This window comes from Saccharibacillus brassicae (genome assembly GCF_006542275.1).
Classification (GTDB): domain Bacteria; phylum Bacillota; class Bacilli; order Paenibacillales; family Paenibacillaceae; genus Saccharibacillus; species Saccharibacillus brassicae.
In genome coordinates this window covers 1,301,118-1,318,967 of sequence record NZ_CP041217.1, presented here as the reverse complement: position 1 = coordinate 1,318,967, position 17,850 = coordinate 1,301,118, and the positions used below count along the sequence as shown (strand labels likewise).

Here is a 17,850-nt window from a genome sequence, read left to right as displayed (position 1 = left end):
AAAAGCGAGGCTCGGCTGCGAGCGGGAAGAGGAGACCCTGGATGAAAATGAGAAGGGCTGTAATCGTGCTGCATCCGATCCTGTTCTGCGGAGCGATGTTTATCGCGCCGATCGCTTCCTGGCCGTTGATCGTCGGAGTATCGCTCGTTTTTTGTTTGCTGTGGGAAAAATGGACCGACGTGCTGCTTTCGACCGCGCTGCTGCTGATTGCCGTTTTTCCGCTGGCTTTATGGATCGTTTCTTTTGAGGAGCCTTTGATGGTCCTGAATCTGAAACCGTGGGCCGGACTGCTTTATGTCGCATACGGCTTTTTGTTCCTGCTGCCGCAGTTGGGTCTGGTGGCGATCCGGCGTGCTTTTCAGGCAAAAAAGATGAAAAGCAGCCAATAGATGCGAGAGAACACTTATTTCACGCTTCACCTGCCCTCTGCCGCAAATAACTGCGTAGAAGCGGTTATTTTCTCTGTTTTGGCTCGGTGAGGTACTTTTTCGGAAAATAACTGCTCTCCTGCACTTATTTCACGTTTGGATGAGACAGTAGGGCAAATAAGTGTTCTCTCGCAGTTATTTTCGCAAACAACCTCAAAAGTCTCTTTTCATGCGTATGGGTAGGCGAATGCGAAGGACGGGCAAACTCTCTTTTACAAATGACGACATCGCTGGCGATGATCTCGGATATTCACGGCAATACTTATGCGATACGCACAGGGAAGGCGCTGCGCTAAGCGGCTCTGGCTCTGTCGGGTAGATCGGCTGTCAAGAAATCGCGAACAGAAGGAGATTTTACACATGCAGCAACCTGTTATCGTCGTCCCTTACGACGAGAATTGGCCTCACCGGTTCCAAGAAATCGCCGGAAGGCTCCGTCAATCGCTTGGCGACCGGGCGCTGCGGATCGACCATATCGGCTCGACGGCGGTCCCCGGGCTCGACGCCAAGCCGGTGATCGATATCCAGATTTCGGTGCCGGCGCTTGAACCGATGATCTATGCGCAGGCGCTCGAATCGGCCGGATACGTTCACCGCGCAGACAATCCCGATCTGACCAAACGTTATTTTCGCGAACAAGCCGGACAGCCGCGGACGCATATCCATGTGCGCGAAGCGGGCAGTTGGTCCGAGCAGACGGCGCTGCTGCTGCGCGATTTTCTCAGGGAGCACGAATCCTATCGCAAGCTGTATGCCGCGGAAAAGCATGCGCTGGCCCGCCGGTATGCCCGACCGGATCAGCGGCAGCTGTACGTGGACGGCAAAGATCCGGTGATCTGGCGCATCCTGTACGCAGCGAGCGGGTGGAGTCATGCAACCGGCTGGAAGCCGCAGCGTCCCGGCGACGACGATCGGGATCGGCAGGCGCCGTCGTCGGGCGATACGCGCTGAGCCCCGATCTGTTCCCTTGAACGCTTCCGGGCGCAGCATGAACAAATCCCCGCAAAAGAACCGCCAAGGTTGACTTGCCCATCCCCGCCCTCTAGCATAGAAAGCAGTGAATGACGGGGCAACGCCCCGTTCAACTTTGAGGCAGCCGGAGGGATCGCGATGATCAATCATATGACGACGCTTGGATTCGATATGCAGGGCGAAGAAGATTTTCTGAAACTGGCGGATTACGCCTACAAGAACGGGACGCCGATCCAGACGCCGCAGGGCGCTTACGTTCGGCTTCAGGCCGGAGGCGGCGCGGAGCTGTGGCTTCAGCTGGACCGCGAACAGGTGGCGATCGGGATGCATCCGCATTTTACCGGGGCGGGTCTGATGCAGGTCGGCATCGAAGGCGAGCTGCGGCGGGAAGAAGCGAACGAACTCGACGGTACGTTCTATGCGTGGGCCGGAGCGGAAGCAGGGCGTCCGGGCGAAGGCTTGTACGCGTTCTTGTTCGATCTGCCGGATCGGGACGTGTACGGGGCTCTGACGACGCCGATGATCCGGTCGGTGCAGCTGTCGGCGTTCGCGCATGAGCTGACGGTGTTCTCGAACGAAGCGGATTATTATTCGTATCAGTTGGAGCGATCCGCGGGAGGGCTGGTGCTGCAAACGGAGACGTTCACGTCGACCGGACTGGACGATCAAGGCGGAGAACCCGGTTCGACGGCTGCTTTTACCGGACGGGTACTGCGCGCGGGCTGGATCAAGAACGAAATGAGCGGAACGTATTTCCATTGGGCGCTCGTGCGCACGCTAGGCGGCGATATCGACGTGGTCGCGGACGAGCGGCTGGTCGGCGGACGCGAGATTCACGAAGGCGATATTCTGAGCGGGTCGTTCTGGCTGAGCGGGCGTTTGGTGGAACAGACCTGAGCTTGAGCATGCAGCGAAAGGAGCGAGGCAGATGGAGTTGAGCGGGATGGTTCCGATTTTGCGCATCTTCGACGAGACGAAAGCCCGGGAATTTTATATCGGGTATCTGGGGTTCGCCGTCGATTGGGAGCATCGTTTCGAAGCGGGCCTGCCGCTGTACATGCAGGTGTCGAGAGGACCGGTGCGGCTGCATCTGTCCGAACATCACGGCGACTCCACGCCGGGCTCCGCGGTTCGGATCGGGGTGTCGGACGTGATGGAGCTGCACCGCGAACTGACGGCCAAGCCGTACCGTTTTCTCAATCCGGGCGTGGAAAACAGGCCGTGGGGCGGGGCGGAACTTGAGTTGGTCGATCCGTTCGGCAATCGCCTCGTGTTCCACGAGTCCGGTTGAGGCCGGCGTTAGCGGAACTTGAACCCGGCCATGCATAATCTTTGATCTGCAAGCCTTGATGGGCAATCCTGATTTGTATCCGCATACATTCTGACAGCGAGACATTCTGACAGCGAGAGGACGATGCACCATGACCCAAGCGCAAATTCCAGCCATGATGAAAGCCGCCGTTATGCACGAATTGAGACAGATCACGATCGAGGAAGTTCCGGTACCGGAGATCGGGCCGAACGAAGTGCTGATCCGGGTAATGGCCGTCGGCATCTGCGGGTCCGATCTGCATTATTACGACCACGGCCGTATCGGCAGTTATGTCGTTGACGGACCTTTCGTGCTGGGGCACGAATGCGCCGGCGAGATCGCCGCCGTCGGTGCCGAAGTCGCGAAGTTCAAGGTCGGCGACCGCGTCGCGATCGAGCCGGGCGTCACCTGCGGCACGTGCGAGATGTGCAAGGCGGGACGGTATAATCTGTGCCCGAAGGTCGAGTTTCTGGCGACGCCGCCGTATGACGGAGCGTTCGTGCAGTATCTCAAGATGCGCGCGGACTTCGTGTTCCCGATTCCGGATCATCTGTCGTACGAGGAAGCGGCGCTGGTCGAGCCTTTCTCGGTCGGCATCCATGCGGCGTCCCGCTCGAAGCTGCAGCCCGGTTCGAGCCTCGCGATCATGGGCATGGGCCCGGTCGGCCTCATGGCCGTCGCGGCGGCCAAAGCTTACGGCGCGTCGACGATCATCGCGACCGATCTGGAGCCGCTGCGGCTGGAAGCCGCGCGGAAGATGGGGGCGACGCACGTCATCAACGTGCTGGAGCAGGACGTGGTCGGGGCGATCAAGTCGATTACCGGCGGAGCGGGCGTCGATACGGCGTGGGAGACGGCGGGCAATCCCCAAGCGCTCCAATCCGCTCTTAGCAGTCTGCGGCGCGGCGGCAAGATGGCGATCGTCGGCCTGCCGGCGCAGGCGGACATTCCGCTGAATATTCCGTTTATCGCCGACAACGAAGTCGATATTTACGGCATTTTCCGTTATGCCAACACGTATCCGAAAGGCATCGAATTCCTGTCTTCCGGGCAGATCGACGCGTCCGTGCTGGTCACGGACAAGTTCCCGCTTGCGCAGACGTACGAAGCGCTGGAACGGGCGTTGAATTACAAAAGCGAATGTCTCAAAGTGGTCGTGTATCCGAACGGATTACTCTGAACGCCTCGTCAACAAGACAGACAGTTTCCATATCGGATGGCGGGTCTTGAACAGAATGGAGCCGAATAAACGGCACACTAAAGGAGCTTTCCGTATAAACCTTCATACGAAGGAAAGAACGGGAAAGCTCCTTTCGTTGTGCTTTTCGTGCATGATTTTACAAAGTTATCGTTTACATTTTACAAATCGTTCACTAGTATTAAACACGGTGGCATCTATACTTACATACATGAGATTATAGGGGGATTACAAGCATGCGCAAGTTGTTGACGAAACGTTTGGCCGGAAGGTCTTTGGCTTGGCTTTTGGGTACGTCCCTTTTACTGATTCCGTTCGCTTCCGCTTCGGCCGAATCGGCCGGGACGCCTACAGAAACGAAGATTACGCTGCTCGGCACATCCGACGTCCACGGTCGCTTTATGCCGTGGGATTATGCGTTGGACGGTCCGAATCCGGCAGGAAGCCTGACGCAGCTGCATACGATGATCCAAAAAGTGCGTGCGGAAAATCCCAACACCATCCTGCTCGATGTCGGAGACATGATTCAGGATAACTCGGCCGAACTGTTCAACGATCAACCCCGGTCTCCGATGATGGTCGCCATGAACGAGATGAACTACGACGTCTGGGTGATGGGCAACCACGAATTCAATTTCGGTCTGGACGTGTTGGAGAAAATCTCTTCCCAATTCGACGGGCAGCGTCTCGCCGGCAATCTGTTCAAAGCAAACGGCGACCGGTACATGCCTGCGTATACGATCATCGAAAAAGACGGAATCAAAGTCGGCCTGATCGGCATGACTACGCCGATGATTACCGAGTTCGAGAAGGGGACCGACCATCTGGACGGCGTGAACGTGAAAGATCCGGTTCAGGAAACGAAAAAAGCGATCGCCGAGCTCAAAGGCAAAGTCGACGTCATGGTCGGAGTCATGCATATGGGTCTCGACAACGAGAACGGAAATCCGGGCACCGGCGTGACCGATATCGCCAATGCGAATCCGGAACTCGCCGCGATCTTTGCCGGACATCTGCATACGCTGATCGAATCGGAAACGGTGAACGGCGTGCTGATCTCTGAACCGAACAAATACGGATCGCACGTCTCGCGTATCGACCTGACGTTCGAGCAGGATGGCGACCGTGTCGTTCTGAAAAACAAAGAAGCCCGCGCGCTTGCCGTAAAAGCGTCGGACGGCACCTATGCGGATTCGGATGCGCAGCTTGAACAGACACTCCGACCGTTCCATGAATACGCCCGCGCGGACGCCAATATCCGGGTGGCCGAATTGGAAGGGAAAAATCTGGTGCCGGCGGACGAGATCACAGGCATTCCGGCCGTGCAGGTGCAGCAGACTCCGTTGTCCGACTTCTTCGCGGAAGTGATGCTCCATTACAGCGATGCCGACGTGGTGGCGCACCAGATCGATAACGACAAAGCCAGGCTGGATATCGGACCGATCAAGAAAAAAGACATTGCGTTCAACTATCAGTACGCGCTCGGCGAAGTGACCGTGTACGAAGTCACCGGCCGCGATCTCAAAGACTACATGGAATGGTCGGCGGGATACTTCAATTCGTCGCGCCCGGGAGACGTTACGGTCAGCTTCGATCCCAAGCGCCGGGCTTCCAAATACAGCACGAACGATTTCTTCGGCGGCGTCACCTATCAGATTGATCTCTCCAAGCCTTACGGCAGCCGGATCGCGCAGCTGAAGTCCGCCGGCGGAGAAGCGATCCAAGCGTCGGATAAGCTGAAGCTCGGCATGAACGCGTACCGGATGGAAGCGTTGATCGGGCAGGGCGGACCGCTGGAAGGGCGCACGTTCAAGCCGCTCTGGTCGTCCAAAGACGCGTCGGCGTTCGGCGAGATTCAAGGTACGATCCGCAGCCTGTCGATCGCTTACCTGACCGACGTGATGAAAGGCGTGTACGAACCGAAAACGCGGAGCGGCTGGACGATCACCGGCGTCGATACGGACGCACCGGCGCGCGCGGATGTCGTCGAACTGATCAACGACGGCATCCTGTCCGTCCCGACGACGGAAGACGGCAAATACACGAATATTGCCGCCATTAATATTGCGGACGCCGTGAATCCGCAAGAGATTGCCGCCCTGTCCGCCAAAGCCGGCGTGGACCCGGCTCAGTTCAAAGGTTTGAATACCAAAGGCGAATTTTATCGCAAGCTGAACGCGGCCCGTAAATTGGCAGCCAACGGCGGGGCAGCGACCCCATCGACTCCGACCGCGCCAACTCCGGCCAAGCCGGAAGCTTCAACCCCGGACACCGAGGCAGGCAGCCAAGTGAAATCGGGCAAAGTGACCGCAGAGCATCTGAACGTGCGCCTCTGGCCTTCGTCCAGGTCCAAGATCATCAAGGCCGTACCAAAAGGAACCGTGCTCGACGTCCTCTCGGCGGACAAGCACGGTTGGTTGAAAGTGAAACTGGACGGACGCATCGCTTACGTGTACGGTAAATACGTGAGCGTCGCGAAATAGGCGCAAGCCGCGGCGATAGAGGCGAAAGCGTCTGTACCGCCTGGATCAAATACTTGAACAGCGGAGGAATCCTATCCATGAAAATTGCGTTTCTCATCATCGACATGCAGATCGTCCATTTGGAAGGCGTACCTCAGTCCAAAATCGACAAGGTATGCGAATATATCAATCATGTGTCTGGCGTGATGCGTGCAGCCGGGCATCCGATTATCCATATTCAGGATATCGAAGGCATGACGGAAGAGACGGAAGGCAGCTACCGAACGATCGAAGAGATTGTATTCGAATCGCCCGATCAAGCGCTGTCCAAACAATATTCGAATGCGTTCTGGCAGACGAAGTTGGAAGAAACGCTTGCGCAGCACGGCATCGAACGCGTCATACTGGCCGGATTCGCAGCCGAACACTGCGTACAGTTCACGTACAACGGCGCGGTCGAACGCGGACTCAGTCCGGTACTGCTGCAAAACGGCATCCTCAGCCGGCACGACGATGCGGTCGCCGCCGCTTACCGGGATCGCAACCTGATCTCGTATCCGGTCGTGGAATGGCTGGCGCGAAGCTAGCCCTGTCTCCGGTAACCTGTCGGCGTGACCCCGGTCTTGCGCTTGAACAGCCGGTAGAAAAACTTCAAATCGCCGTAACCGACAGCCGCCGCGATCTCCGCAATCCCCGTGTTCGACGAGGAGAGCAGATCGCAGGCGGCTTCGACGCGTGCATTTTGCAGAAACGTCGAGAAGTTCAGCCCGGTCTGCCGCACGAACAGGCGGCTGAACTGGCGTTCGCTGAGGCCGGCCGCCCGCGCCAGTTCGCCGAGCGTCAGCGTCTCCGCGTACCGCCGCTCGATCTCCCGCACCGCCCGCGCAATCGACGCTTCGGCCGCGCCGCCGCGGATCGGCCCGGCCGAGGAGCCGGGCTCCGCCTCTTCGGTAGGATGCTCCGCCGCTTCGCCGGCGCGAGTGCGCTGCAGGGCGATCAGAATGCGGATCACGAGCGAGGTGAGCACCGCTTCGCAGCCCGGCTGCCGCGCCGTGTACTCGCGATACAAGGCGGTGAACCAGCCGTGGAATTCGCCGGGATCGCGCAGCTTGAACCAGGGACTTCCGGGTGCGCGAAAAGCGGCGAGCAGCGCCGAGGCGTCCGGAAACATCTCCTCCAGCCGCAGCAAATAGTCGATCGGGAAAATGCAGTTGTAGACGATCAGTTCCCGGCCGCGCCCCGGCGCCGCGGGGCGGAACACATGCGACACGCCGACCGGAATAAAAAAGACGTCGCCGCGCGAGACCCGCATATCCCGTTCGCCGATATAATGCACGCCCGCGCCTTCGCACACATAAGTCAGCTCGACGAAATCGTGCGTGTGCTCCAGCATGTCGAACGATTCCGACGCCCGGTTGACGTAAATCGGCATTTCTTTTTCAAAAAAATACGTGCCCAACAGTCGATCCATCCTTCGCTGCATAGGTGATCCCTCCTTGGCCGAAGCCGGCCGGTTCTGCTGCTTCGAGCCTAATCGTTTTGTCCGGGCTTGTCCAGATCGGCCTATGAATTCGTCCGAATCGGCCTCTTGGTCCGGGTACAAATCGCTTTACAATGAACAAGAACAGCACCGGCATTCAGCATACAAGCACGGGCATTCACTATACGATCGACCGGGAGGAATATGACTGATGCGTTCAACGAGAGTGACCGAACTGCGCTGCGAGTATTTGCAAGATCCGCTGGGACTGACCGTTCGCCGTCCGCGTCTGGGCTGGAAGCTGCTGGCGGATCGCCGGAACGTGATGCAGAGTGCTTACCACATTCAGGTGTCGGCCGACGATCCCTCTTTTGCCGAAGAAGGGTTGGTCTGGGACAGCGGACAAGTGGACTCGGACGAGAGCGTCCACGTACCGTACACAGGCGAGGCGTTGATCTCCGTGACGCGCTACCTGTACCGGGTGCGGATCTGGGACGAGCAGGGCGAAGAATCGCCGTGGAGCGAGACCGCCTGCTGGGAAACGGGACTGCTGGACGCCGGCGAATGGCGCGCGCGGTGGATCACGCCGGCGGCGGAGGCTATCGATGCGGCGGCTCAGGCGGCTTTTTATATGCGGGGGCAGTTTGAGACGAATGGGAAAAGAGTACGCCGGGCTACTGTCTTCGCAACCGCGCTCGGGCTGTACGAACTGGAACTGGACGGCCGGCGGATCGGCGACAGCCTGTTCACGCCGGGCTGGACGCGATACGACCGCCGTCTCCAGGTGCAGGCGTACGACGTGACGCAGCAGCTGAGCGGCGCGGGCGGCGAACCGCATGTGCTCGGCGCGGCGCTTGCGGACGGCTGGTACAAAGGCCGGCTCGGCTGGGAAGGCCGCCGCGACATTTACGGAGACCGGCGCGCGCTGCTGCTGGAGCTGCATATCCGGTACGAAGACGGGACACGGCAGGTGATTGCGTCGGACGAATCGTGGCGCGCCAGCGCGAACGGACCGATACGCATGTCCGGCCTATACGAAGGCGAGACGTACGACGCTTCGCTCGAAATGCCCGGCTGGAGCGGCCCCGGCTTCGACGCTGCGGACTGGTCTCCCATCTCGGCGCTGGACCGCCCGCTGGATACGCTGATCGGCGAGCAGAGCGAGCGGGTCAAAGTGACGGAGACGATCGCGCCGGTGTCGCTGATCGTGACGCCCGCGGGAGAACGGGTGCTGGATCTGGGGCAGAACATGGTCGGCCGCATGGCGTTTACCGTCCGCGCGCCCGCGGGCACGACGCTTACGCTGCATCACGCGGAAGTGCTGGACCGGGCAGGGAACTTCTACACCGGCAATCTGCGCACCGCCGCGCAGGAAGTGACGTATGTGTGCCGGGGCGGCGGCGCGGAGTCGTACCGGCCTGCTTTTACGTTTCAAGGGTTCCGCTACGTCCGTCTGACCGGCTTCCCGGAAACGATCGACCTGCATGACTTCGTCGGGGAAGTCATCCATACCGATATGCGTCCTACCGGATCGTTCGAATGCTCCAATCCGCTGATCAACCGGCTGCAGCGCAATATCGTCTGGGGGCAGCGCGGCAACTTCCTCGATATTCCGACCGATTGTCCGCAGCGCGACGAGCGGCTCGGCTGGACAGGCGACGCGCAGGTATTTATCCGCACGGCGGCGTTCAATTACGGCGTCTCGCCCTTTTTTACCAAATGGCTCAAAGATCTGGCGGCCGAGCAGCTGCCAAGCGGCGGCGTCCCGTTCGTCGTGCCGAACGTGCTGGGCGAAGACGCACATTCTTCGGCGGCCTGGGGCGACGCGGCGGTCATTTGTCCGTGGACGATCTACCTCTGCTACGGCGACCGGCGCATACTGGACGAACAATACGACAGCATGACCGGCTGGGTCGAATACGTTCGCGCCCAGGGCGAGAACGAGCTGCTGTGGAACACCGGCTTTCACTTCGGCGACTGGCTCGGGCTGGACGCGGAAGAGAACGGCTACGTCGGCGCGACGCCGCGGGATCTGATCGGTACCGCCTTTTTCGCCTATTCCACGTCGCTGGTCGCGAAAGCGGCCGCCGTGCTCGGCAAGGAAGAAGACGCCCGCACATACGCCGAGCTGCACGGCCGCATCGTCCGGGCTTTTGCCGACGAATTCATGACGCCAAACGGCCGGCTGGCCGGTCATACGCAGACGTCGCATGTGCTGGCGCTCATGTTCGAACTGGCGGAAGGACAGACGAAGCGCCGCCTGGCGGATACGCTGGCCGGGTACGTGCGCGAGCGAAAGATGCACCTGACGACCGGCTTCGTCGGAACGCCGTATCTGTGCCGGGTGCTGTCGGAGAACGGTCATCACGACGTCGCCGTGCAGCTTGCACTGCAGGAAGAGTATCCGTCGTGGCTGTACTCGGTGCATCAGGGCGCGACGACGATCTGGGAACATTGGGACGGCATCAAGCCGGACGGTTCGTTCTGGAGCGACGACATGAATTCGTACAACCATTACGCATACGGCGCGATCGGCGATTGGCTGTACCGCACGGTAGCGGGGCTGGATACGGACGAGTCCGCTCCCGGCTACAAGCGGATCAAGCTGTCCCCGAACCCGGAGTCCGGCTTGACGCACGCCCGCGTGCGGTACGAGTGTCTGTATGGCACAATCGTCAGCGGTTGGGCCAAGCTTGAAGACGGCAGCGTCGCGTACGAGTTCGAGCTGCCGCCGAACACGACGGCCGAAGTCCGGCTGCCGCGCTCGGCCGATCAGGCGGTGCGGATCGACGAACGCGAGGCCGCCGAAGCGCCGGGAACGGCAGCATTCCGCACGGAAGACGGCAGCGTCGTGCTGGAACTCGGCTCGGGCCGGTATACGGTGCGAGTCGGCGGTTGAAGAGAGCATACGAAGAGAGCATACGAAGAGAGCATACGAAGAGAGCATACGAAGAGAGCATACGAAGAGAGCATACGAAGAGAGAAGACGGCTTGCCGCGGACAGCGGGGGCCGTCTTCTTTTTGGGTAAAAAAGGATGGGGGACCGGGGCAGCGAATAATTAAAAAAGGAGTGAAAGGGGAGGATCGACATGAATCAATCGATCGTACATATCGCGCTCGTCGTGAACGATTATGACGAGGCTATCCCGCTCGCCGATCGAGTCGTCGCAGTTTTTTCCAAAAAAGAATCACTAAAATAAAAATCATATTCAAAGGAGCGATAATCGATGTCTAATTCTTTGCCCAACCCTTCCGCCCACAGCCTGGAAAGCCAACTCGCGAAGCTGCGCGAACTGGGGATTCACGGGGCCGATTCCGACGCGGATATGATCCTACGGTTAACGAAATATGTCGGAGCCGCCTACTATGAACAGCAGCCCTATCTCCGCCTGCTGGCGGAACTCGGACATGAATTGTCGCCGAACGTCTGGACGTTCGATGTCGAGTGCGTGGAGAGCGCCGACGTGTATGAGAATGCGATTTCGAAGATGATCGCTTTGGCGGAAGGGCGGATCGAAATCGGGAGTCTGCAGGGCAAGTTCGATCCCGCCGAAGATTGGACGCGGATTGATCTGGTCCATGCGGGCCAGTCGCATGAACTCAACGCCGCCAACAACGGGGATTGGTTCGACATGGACGTGCTGGGCCGGGTAGAACGGATCGTGCGTATGGAAGACTGGGAATTTCTGCACCGCTGGGAAGACCAGACGGTGACGCTGGTGTTTATCGACCGCGCAGCGAGCAAAGAGCTGATCCGGCTCACGGACAAGCAGTTTGGGCCTTTGATCTGAACACCTTCACGCCTATCGCCGCCTGCGCAAACAAGCAGCAGAAGGCACAAAATAGAAAAGTGGATAAATTTTGCATCCTTTTGCTTGGCAGCTGCGTAGAGTTCCCTTGTACGTTCGAGAAACGAAAACGAGAACAGATACAGGGGGATTCAGGATGAAAAAAAGATTATGGACAGGGTTGGCGGTCTGTTCGTTGGCGATCATGACGGCATGCGGGAACGATGCGAAAGAGACGGCCGCCGCCGCTCCTGCGCAGGCAGCGGCGGAGCAGCCGGCCGAGCGGGCGGTGGAGGCCGAAGCTTCCCAAGCGGAAGCCGCGGTCGAAGTCGAGCACGAAGCGGCAGCGGAGACGGAAGCAGCGGTCGAGACCGCCGCCGAACGATCCGGGCCAAGCGATACGCGTTCGGAATCGCTCGTCCTTACCGAGGGGGATATCCAGCTTGTGGAGGAGTATTTCGAGCAGATCGAACCTGCGCTAAACGTCGCGCAGTCTACGATGAGCAATCTCTACGGATCGCTTGAGGCATGGAATAACTACGAAATGGAAGATGCAGAGCTGCGCGAATCTCTGATGGCATCAAACGCCGCTTTTACGCTGCTGGAATACGACTTCTCCCGAATACAGGTGCCTGGTTTGGAATCTGCGGCGGTATACGAGGTGCTCTCCGAGATACAGAATATATTTTTGGGTATGGGCATAAACGGAGGGCGAGGCGTCGACTTGTTCATAGAGGGGCTCGACACGCAAAACGAAGCGAAGCTGGATGAAGCTAACGAGGCGTTTGCGCCTTTTGAACAATATGAAAAGCGGATGGCAGAGATCTCTAAGGAAGTACAAATGATGCTTGATACCGAGTAACAGACAAGCAAAAGGCGGAAAGCACCTTGAAGGGCTTTCCGCCTTTTCGTCTTTTCACCGATCGTGACTGTTCCAATCGTTACCGTTCCACCGTCCAGCCGGCTTGAATCTGCTGCGCCATCTCTTCGGCGATCTGCTCGGGCGTCCGCGCATCGACGTCGATCGTATGATGGTTGTCGGCGTACACGAGCTTGCGGCTGGCGAACATCTCTTCCACTTCGGCCAGCGATTTGCTTTGCAGAATCGGGCGGGTATCGATCAGCGCTTCAAAGCGCCCCAACCACGCCTCCCAGCTCAAATCGAGGTGGTACACGATGCCGCTCGACAGACACGATTCCCGGATCTCCTCCTGCATAAAAGAACCTCCGCCGAGCGACACGACTTTCTCGCGCTCGCTGCGGCACAGCGTCGTCAGGTACTCTTTTTCCATCTGCCGAAAAGCGGGTTCGCCCATCGTCCTGAAAATTTCCGTGACCGGCATACCGTGCAGCGCTTCGATCTCGTGGTCGGCGTCGAGAAACTCCCGTCCGAGCTTCTGCGCGAGCAGTTGGCCGATCGTCGTTTTGCCCGCGCCCATGAAGCCGATCAGAATGATATTTTTTTGGCGAAAAGGAATCCCGGAGGAAAAGGGTGGATTGGATAGGATCATGACTTTGCTCCTTTGCGGCTTTAAACCATTGAATTGTAAGTCGACAGCAGCGCCGCGTAAAATGAATACGTTCATTATAAAAGGTGCGGTTGACGGGAGCAAGGTCAAACGTGTAGGGAAGAAGGTGCAGCGATGCCCTTGTTGTTCGTGCGCCACGGTCAGGCCGAGCACAATCTCGATACGCCGGACCGGCTGGAGCGGCTTCATCCCAGGTTGACGGATCTGGGCAGGCAGCAGGTCGCCGAACTGAACAGCCGGATTCGGATCGACGACGGCGATCTGCTGCTGGTCAGTCCGACCGTTCGGACGTTGGAGACGCTGGCGCTGTTAACGGAAGGGTGCAATGCCCGGCCGGCTTGGGTCAGTCCGCGGGTCGGCCCGCGCATGTTTCCGCAAAATCCGGCGTGGACGACGCTGCCCTGCGACGTTCCGCTGACGCGGGAAGACGTGCAGGCTTACGGCGCCGGGCTGAAGCTGCGGCAGCCGGATACGGCAGCGCTGTGGAGAAGCGGAATCAACGCCATGCCCGAAGCCGAATTTGCCCCGCTTGCGCGGGAGCTGATCGACTGGATCGCCGGCCAACGCCGCCGAAGAACGATCATCGTCAGCCACGACGGAACGATCAACGCCTATCGGCAGCTGTTGGGCGAACCGGACGTGAGCCGGCACGATTTTCTCGGCGAAGCAGGCTGTTATACGTTGGATATATGAAAAAGAGGGGGATTGGAATGTCAAACCAAATCAAAGAACGTCTGCGTGAGCTGGGCATCGAGCTGCCCGAAGCGAGCGCTCCGGCTGCGGCTTACGCGAACGCGGTTATCGTAAACGGTCTGATGTTTGTCGCGGGTAAAGGGCCTTCGGGCGAACCTCGTGGTAAGCTGGGACAGAACTATACGACAGAGGAAGGCTTCGAATTCGCCCGGCAGGCTGGAATAGGGATTTTGGCCGTACTCCAAAGCGAGTTGGGATCGCTGGACCGCGTTAAACGCGTCGTCAAGCTTCAGGGGTTCGTCAATGCGACCGCAGAATTCGAACAACATCATAAAGTACTGGACGGCTGCTCCAAGTTAATGATTGACGTTTTTGGTGAACGCGGCTCGCATGCAAGATCGGTCTTTGGTGCCGTTTCTGTCCGCGACGATCTGCCGATTATCGTGGATTCGATTTTTGAAGTAGAAGAGGATGTGAACGCATGACCAGACAAACATACTCGACCGGTTCCCCGTGGGAACCGATCGTCGGTTACAGCCGCGCGGTCCGCGTCGGCAACGTCGTGGAAGTCGCGGGCACAACGGCGATGAAGGACGGAGAGGTCGTCGGAGTCGGCGATCCGTACCGGCAGACGGCGGAGATTCTGGGCACGATCCGGGAAGCGCTGGAGCACGTTGGAGCGAAAATGGAGCATGTCGTCCGCACGCGCATGTTCGTGACCGATATTTCGCAGTGGGAAGAGATCGGACGCGCCCACGGCGAAGCTTTCCGCGACATTCGTCCCGTGGCGACGATGGTTGAAGTAAAGGCGCTGATCGATCCGGCGCTGCTTGTAGAGATCGAGGTGCAGGCGATTGTACCGGAGGAGTAGAGCCGGAATTGGCGAAGGGGCAGGCGGAATTGCTGGATAAGCGGCCGGTTGTTCCGGGCGATGGGGAAGGCTCGAAGAGTGGGAAGAGTGGGAAGAGTGGGAAGAGTGGGAAGAGTTGAAGGGTTGAAGGGTTGAAGGTTTGAAAAGATTGAAGAGTGAAGGTTGAAGAGTGCAGGTCTAGGGCGATCGGAGTGTCGGAAACCTGCGCAGTCGCGGAAATGTTGACTTTTAATGCACATTTTCGGCTTATCGAGCGGGTTTTGGAGCGAATGTTGACTTGATGTGCACATTTTAGTCGATTTGGTCGGATTAGGCGTCGAAATCGGCTAAAATGTTGCCTTTTAGGCAGCATTATTGCTCCGGCGGCCGATAATCGCGTGAAATGTTGACTTTATGTGCACATTTTAGTCGACTTAGTCGGATTAGGCGTCGAAATCGGCTAAAATGTTGCCTTTTAGTCAGCATTGTTGCTCCGGCGGCTGCTAATCGCGTGAAATGTTGACCTTATGTGCACATTTTAGTCGACTTGGTCGGATTAGGCGTCGAAATCGGCTGAAATGTTGCCTTTTAGTCAGCATTATTGCTCCGGCGGCTGATAATCGCGTGAAATGTTGACTTGATGTGCACATTTTCGAAGCCGGGCTTGCTTTGCCACGTTCGGCCTGTCTCTGACCACGTTTGGCTTCGCCTCGCAGCGTTCAGTCTCGCCTGGCTCGCTCCAAAATCGCCAAAAGCCTCAAAAGCCCACACCCCAAAAGCCGCCAACCCATACCCAAACGGCGCACATCCACCCAAAAAACACCACAAAAAAGAAGCCGAGCCAACCGCTCGGCTTCTTTCGGCTTCTTTTCATATATCCTGCTATAAACGATCCGGTATCCGGCCGCTTACTTGCTTTTCGCCGCATCTTCCGCCACTTCGCCGGAGACCTGCGTAAAGCGGCCCAGCAGGGCGCGGATATCGGCGGAAGATTTGAGGCGGTATCGGGCCGCCGTCACTTCTTTGCCGATCTTGACGGAGTACGCGTGCTCCGGCAGCGCCGCGAACATGTCTTCGTCGGTCCGGTCGTCGCCGGCGCCGAACACGAAGTCGAAGTTGCCCTGCCTCAGCATGAGATGCGCGCCGTGGCCTTTGTTGACCCGCGTATCTTTGACTTCGATAACTTTGTTGCCGTCCAGAACGCCGACGGTCATCGACTGGGTGATGGACATGAGCGCTTCCTTCAGCTCGTTGCGCTTCACGGCCGCGATGTCCGGTTCGGACTGGCGGTAATGCCAGGCGATCGAATAGTCTTTCTCTTCGATCAGCGAGCCCGGCGTCCGGTCGGTGTACGTCTCCATGATCGGACGGATCGCTTCTTTCCATTCGTTGTCGATGTTCAGCGTCATCGTCCATTCGCCGCCCGCCGGGCGGAACCACAGACCGTGCGCCGCGACGATGCTGAGGTTCAGATCGCCCAGCCATTTCTCGGCTGTGAAGCGGTCGCGTCCGGTGATGATGACGACCGTGTTCTTCGGATCTTCGGTCAGCGTCGTCAGCAGCTGCTTCAGTTCGCGGTCCGGCCGCGCCTGATCCGGCGTCGGCTTGAAGCCGACGAGCGTGCCGTCGTAGTCGAGGAACAGCACCCGCTTGTTCGCGGTCCGGTACGCCAGATCGAGTTCCGACGAAGCGGAAGTCAGGCGATCGAGCGGTTCGGTATGGATCTTCTCTTCCGGCGAACCCTGCAGCGTGTTCAGGAATTCTTCCGCCCAGAACTTGACGTTGTAGCGGGAGATCCGGCGGTGCATGTTTTTGTTGCGGTCCATCTTGTCGTCTTCCGGCATTTCGAGCGCCATCTTGATGCCGGCCGCGATCGCTTCGTGATCGTTCGTGTTGACGATGATCGCTTCGCCGAGTTCGCTGGCGGCGCCGGCCGTCTCGCTCATGACGAGCATGCCTTTGTAATCGGTGCGCGAAGCGACGTATTCTTTGGCGACCAGGTTCATGCCGTCGCGCAGCGGAGTGACGAGCAGCACGTCGCTGTGGCGGTAGAAAGCGATCAGGTCGTCCTGGGACACGGTGCGGAAGAAGAACCAGACCGGCATCCAGTTGAACGTGCCGTATTCGCCGTTCACTTCGCTGACGAGCTCTTCGATCTCCCGCTTGAGGTTATCGTATTTCTCGATGCCGACGCGGGACGGCGCGATGATCAGGTTCAGGCGTACCTTTTCCCGGTATTCCGGGTAGTTGGACAGAAACTGCTTGAACGCTTTGATCCGGTCGGGAATGCCTTTCGTATAGTCCAGACGGTCGACCGAGATGATGTTGCGGACGTTCTGCGTGCTTTTGACGAAATCCATCGTTTCCTGCGACGCGTTTTCTTTGGTCGGCGTTTTGGCGAAATAGTCGTAATCGATGCCCATCGGGAACGCGTCTACCTGTACGACATGCGACTCCAGCTGCATTTTGTACAGGCTGTGTTCGTGTCCGAGCAGACGGCGCACGCTGCTCAGGAAGTGGCGCACGTAATCGTACGTATGGAAACCGATCAGGTTCGCGCCCATCAATCCTTGCAGAATCTCGTCGCGCCAGATCATCTGACGATAGATTTCGTACGAAGGGAACGGAATATGGAGGAAGAATCCGATCTTCACGTCCGGATGCTTTTCCCGGATCATCTGCGGCAGCAGCATGAGCTGGTAATCGTGGATCCAGATCGTGTCGCCTTCCTCGATCAGCGGATCAACCGAATCGAAAAACTTGCGGTTTACGCGCTGGTACGCTTCCCACGTCTCTTTTTTATACTCGACCGCGCTCGTGAAATAATGGAACAGAGGCCAGATCGTCTCGTTGCAGAAGCCGTGGTAATATTGTTCGATGTCGTCGGAAGTCAAAGGGACCGACAGGCATTTGTAGTCGTTTCTGAGGGTGTCGGCAACGGAGGAACTCTCTTCTTCGCTGAGATCGTCCTGCGCGACGCCCGGCCAGCCGGCCCAGACCGTGCTGCCCTGTTCATGGTAGTTTTTGAGTCCGGTAGCCAGACCGCCTATGCTTTCCTTGTACTCCAGGCCGGATTCGTGTTTGCTGACGGTGACGGGAAGACGGTTGGATACGAAAATCGTTTTACTCATAGGTTGG

At 58.4% G+C, this 17,850-nt stretch carries 16 protein-coding genes; 13 read left to right on the top strand and 3 right to left on the bottom strand.

What is annotated here, in order from left to right; translation table 11 throughout:
* Nucleotides 1-41: 41 nt before the first annotated feature.
* The 7 genes from FFV09_RS05355 (at nt 42) to FFV09_RS05325 (ending at nt 6,959) form a co-directional block, all read left to right on the top strand.
* On the top strand, nt 42-389 hold the full coding sequence (locus FFV09_RS05355) for a hypothetical protein (protein ID WP_141446761.1): 348 nt from the start codon (nt 42-44) through the stop codon (nt 387-389).
* Between the two features lie 399 nt (nt 390-788).
* Nucleotides 789-1,379, top strand: a complete 591-nt coding sequence (locus FFV09_RS05350; RefSeq protein WP_141446759.1) for a GrpB family protein — start codon at nt 789-791, stop codon at nt 1,377-1,379.
* A 159-nt stretch (nt 1,380-1,538) separates the two neighbouring features.
* Complete coding sequence (locus tag FFV09_RS05345) at nt 1,539-2,297, top strand: hypothetical protein (protein ID WP_141446757.1); 759 nt, start codon at nt 1,539-1,541, stop codon at nt 2,295-2,297.
* 31 nt (nt 2,298-2,328) lie between these two features.
* Nucleotides 2,329-2,691 carry a glyoxalase superfamily protein gene (locus FFV09_RS05340; RefSeq protein WP_141446756.1) on the top strand — a complete coding sequence of 121 codons (363 nt, stop codon included), beginning with the start codon at nt 2,329-2,331 and terminating at the stop codon, nt 2,689-2,691.
* 130 nt (nt 2,692-2,821) lie between these two features.
* Complete coding sequence (locus FFV09_RS05335) at nt 2,822-3,892, top strand: NAD(P)-dependent alcohol dehydrogenase (protein ID WP_141446754.1); 1,071 nt, start codon at nt 2,822-2,824, stop codon at nt 3,890-3,892.
* A gap of 254 nt (nt 3,893-4,146) precedes the next feature.
* Entirely contained in the window at nt 4,147-6,393 is a 2,247-nt protein-coding gene (locus FFV09_RS05330) for a 5'-nucleotidase C-terminal domain-containing protein (protein ID WP_141446752.1), read from the top strand.
* 77 nt (nt 6,394-6,470) lie between these two features.
* Nucleotides 6,471-6,959, top strand: coding sequence for a cysteine hydrolase family protein (locus FFV09_RS05325; protein ID WP_141446750.1), 489 nt, complete (start codon nt 6,471-6,473; stop codon nt 6,957-6,959).
* Here FFV09_RS05325 and FFV09_RS05320 read toward each other — a convergent pair.
* The gene (locus FFV09_RS05320) at nt 6,956-7,855 is read right to left on the bottom strand and encodes an AraC family transcriptional regulator (protein ID WP_141446749.1); all 900 of its coding nucleotides are present in this window, start codon (nt 7,853-7,855) and stop codon (nt 6,956-6,958) included. The two genes, FFV09_RS05325 and FFV09_RS05320, sit on opposite strands and share 4 nt — an antisense overlap.
* A 208-nt stretch (nt 7,856-8,063) precedes the next feature.
* On the opposite strand from FFV09_RS05320, the gene FFV09_RS05315 reads away from it, so the two are divergent.
* The 3 genes from FFV09_RS05315 to FFV09_RS05305 all read left to right on the top strand — a co-directional run bounded on the left by FFV09_RS05315 (nt 8,064) and on the right by FFV09_RS05305 (nt 12,502).
* A complete protein-coding gene (locus FFV09_RS05315) occupies nt 8,064-10,751 on the top strand; it encodes an alpha-L-rhamnosidase (protein ID WP_141446748.1) in 2,688 nt (895 codons plus the stop codon).
* A 328-nt stretch (nt 10,752-11,079) separates the two neighbouring features.
* Nucleotides 11,080-11,643 carry a hypothetical protein gene (locus FFV09_RS05310; protein ID WP_141446746.1) on the top strand — a complete coding sequence of 188 codons (564 nt, stop codon included), beginning with the start codon at nt 11,080-11,082 and terminating at the stop codon, nt 11,641-11,643.
* A 154-nt stretch (nt 11,644-11,797) separates the two neighbouring features.
* Complete coding sequence (locus FFV09_RS05305; RefSeq protein ID WP_141446745.1) at nt 11,798-12,502, top strand: hypothetical protein; 705 nt, start codon at nt 11,798-11,800, stop codon at nt 12,500-12,502.
* Between the two features lie 79 nt (nt 12,503-12,581).
* Here the strand turns inward: FFV09_RS05305 and FFV09_RS05300 are convergent, their stop codons facing one another.
* Nucleotides 12,582-13,151 (bottom strand): shikimate kinase, encoded by a 570-nt coding sequence (locus FFV09_RS05300; RefSeq protein ID WP_141446743.1) that lies wholly within the window; start codon nt 13,149-13,151, stop codon nt 12,582-12,584.
* Nucleotides 13,152-13,283: 132 nt separating this feature from the next.
* Here FFV09_RS05300 and FFV09_RS05295 point away from each other — a divergent pair, with 132 nt between their 5' ends.
* The 3 genes from FFV09_RS05295 to FFV09_RS05285 are packed head-to-tail and all read left to right on the top strand — an operon-like array spanning nt 13,284 to nt 14,733.
* The gene (locus FFV09_RS05295; RefSeq protein ID WP_141446741.1) at nt 13,284-13,862 is read left to right on the top strand and encodes a histidine phosphatase family protein; all 579 of its coding nucleotides are present in this window, start codon (nt 13,284-13,286) and stop codon (nt 13,860-13,862) included.
* 17 nt (nt 13,863-13,879) lie between these two features.
* Complete coding sequence (locus FFV09_RS05290; protein WP_141446740.1) at nt 13,880-14,347, top strand: RidA family protein; 468 nt, start codon at nt 13,880-13,882, stop codon at nt 14,345-14,347.
* Entirely contained in the window at nt 14,344-14,733 is a 390-nt protein-coding gene (locus tag FFV09_RS05285) for a RidA family protein (RefSeq protein ID WP_141446737.1), read from the top strand. Before FFV09_RS05290 ends, FFV09_RS05285 begins: the two co-directional genes overlap by 4 nt.
* 887 nt (nt 14,734-15,620) lie before the next feature.
* Here FFV09_RS05285 and FFV09_RS05280 read toward each other — a convergent pair.
* Entirely contained in the window at nt 15,621-17,843 is a 2,223-nt protein-coding gene (locus FFV09_RS05280) for a bifunctional alpha,alpha-trehalose-phosphate synthase (UDP-forming)/trehalose-phosphatase (protein WP_141446736.1), read from the bottom strand.
* Between the last annotated feature and the right edge of the window lie 7 nt (nt 17,844-17,850).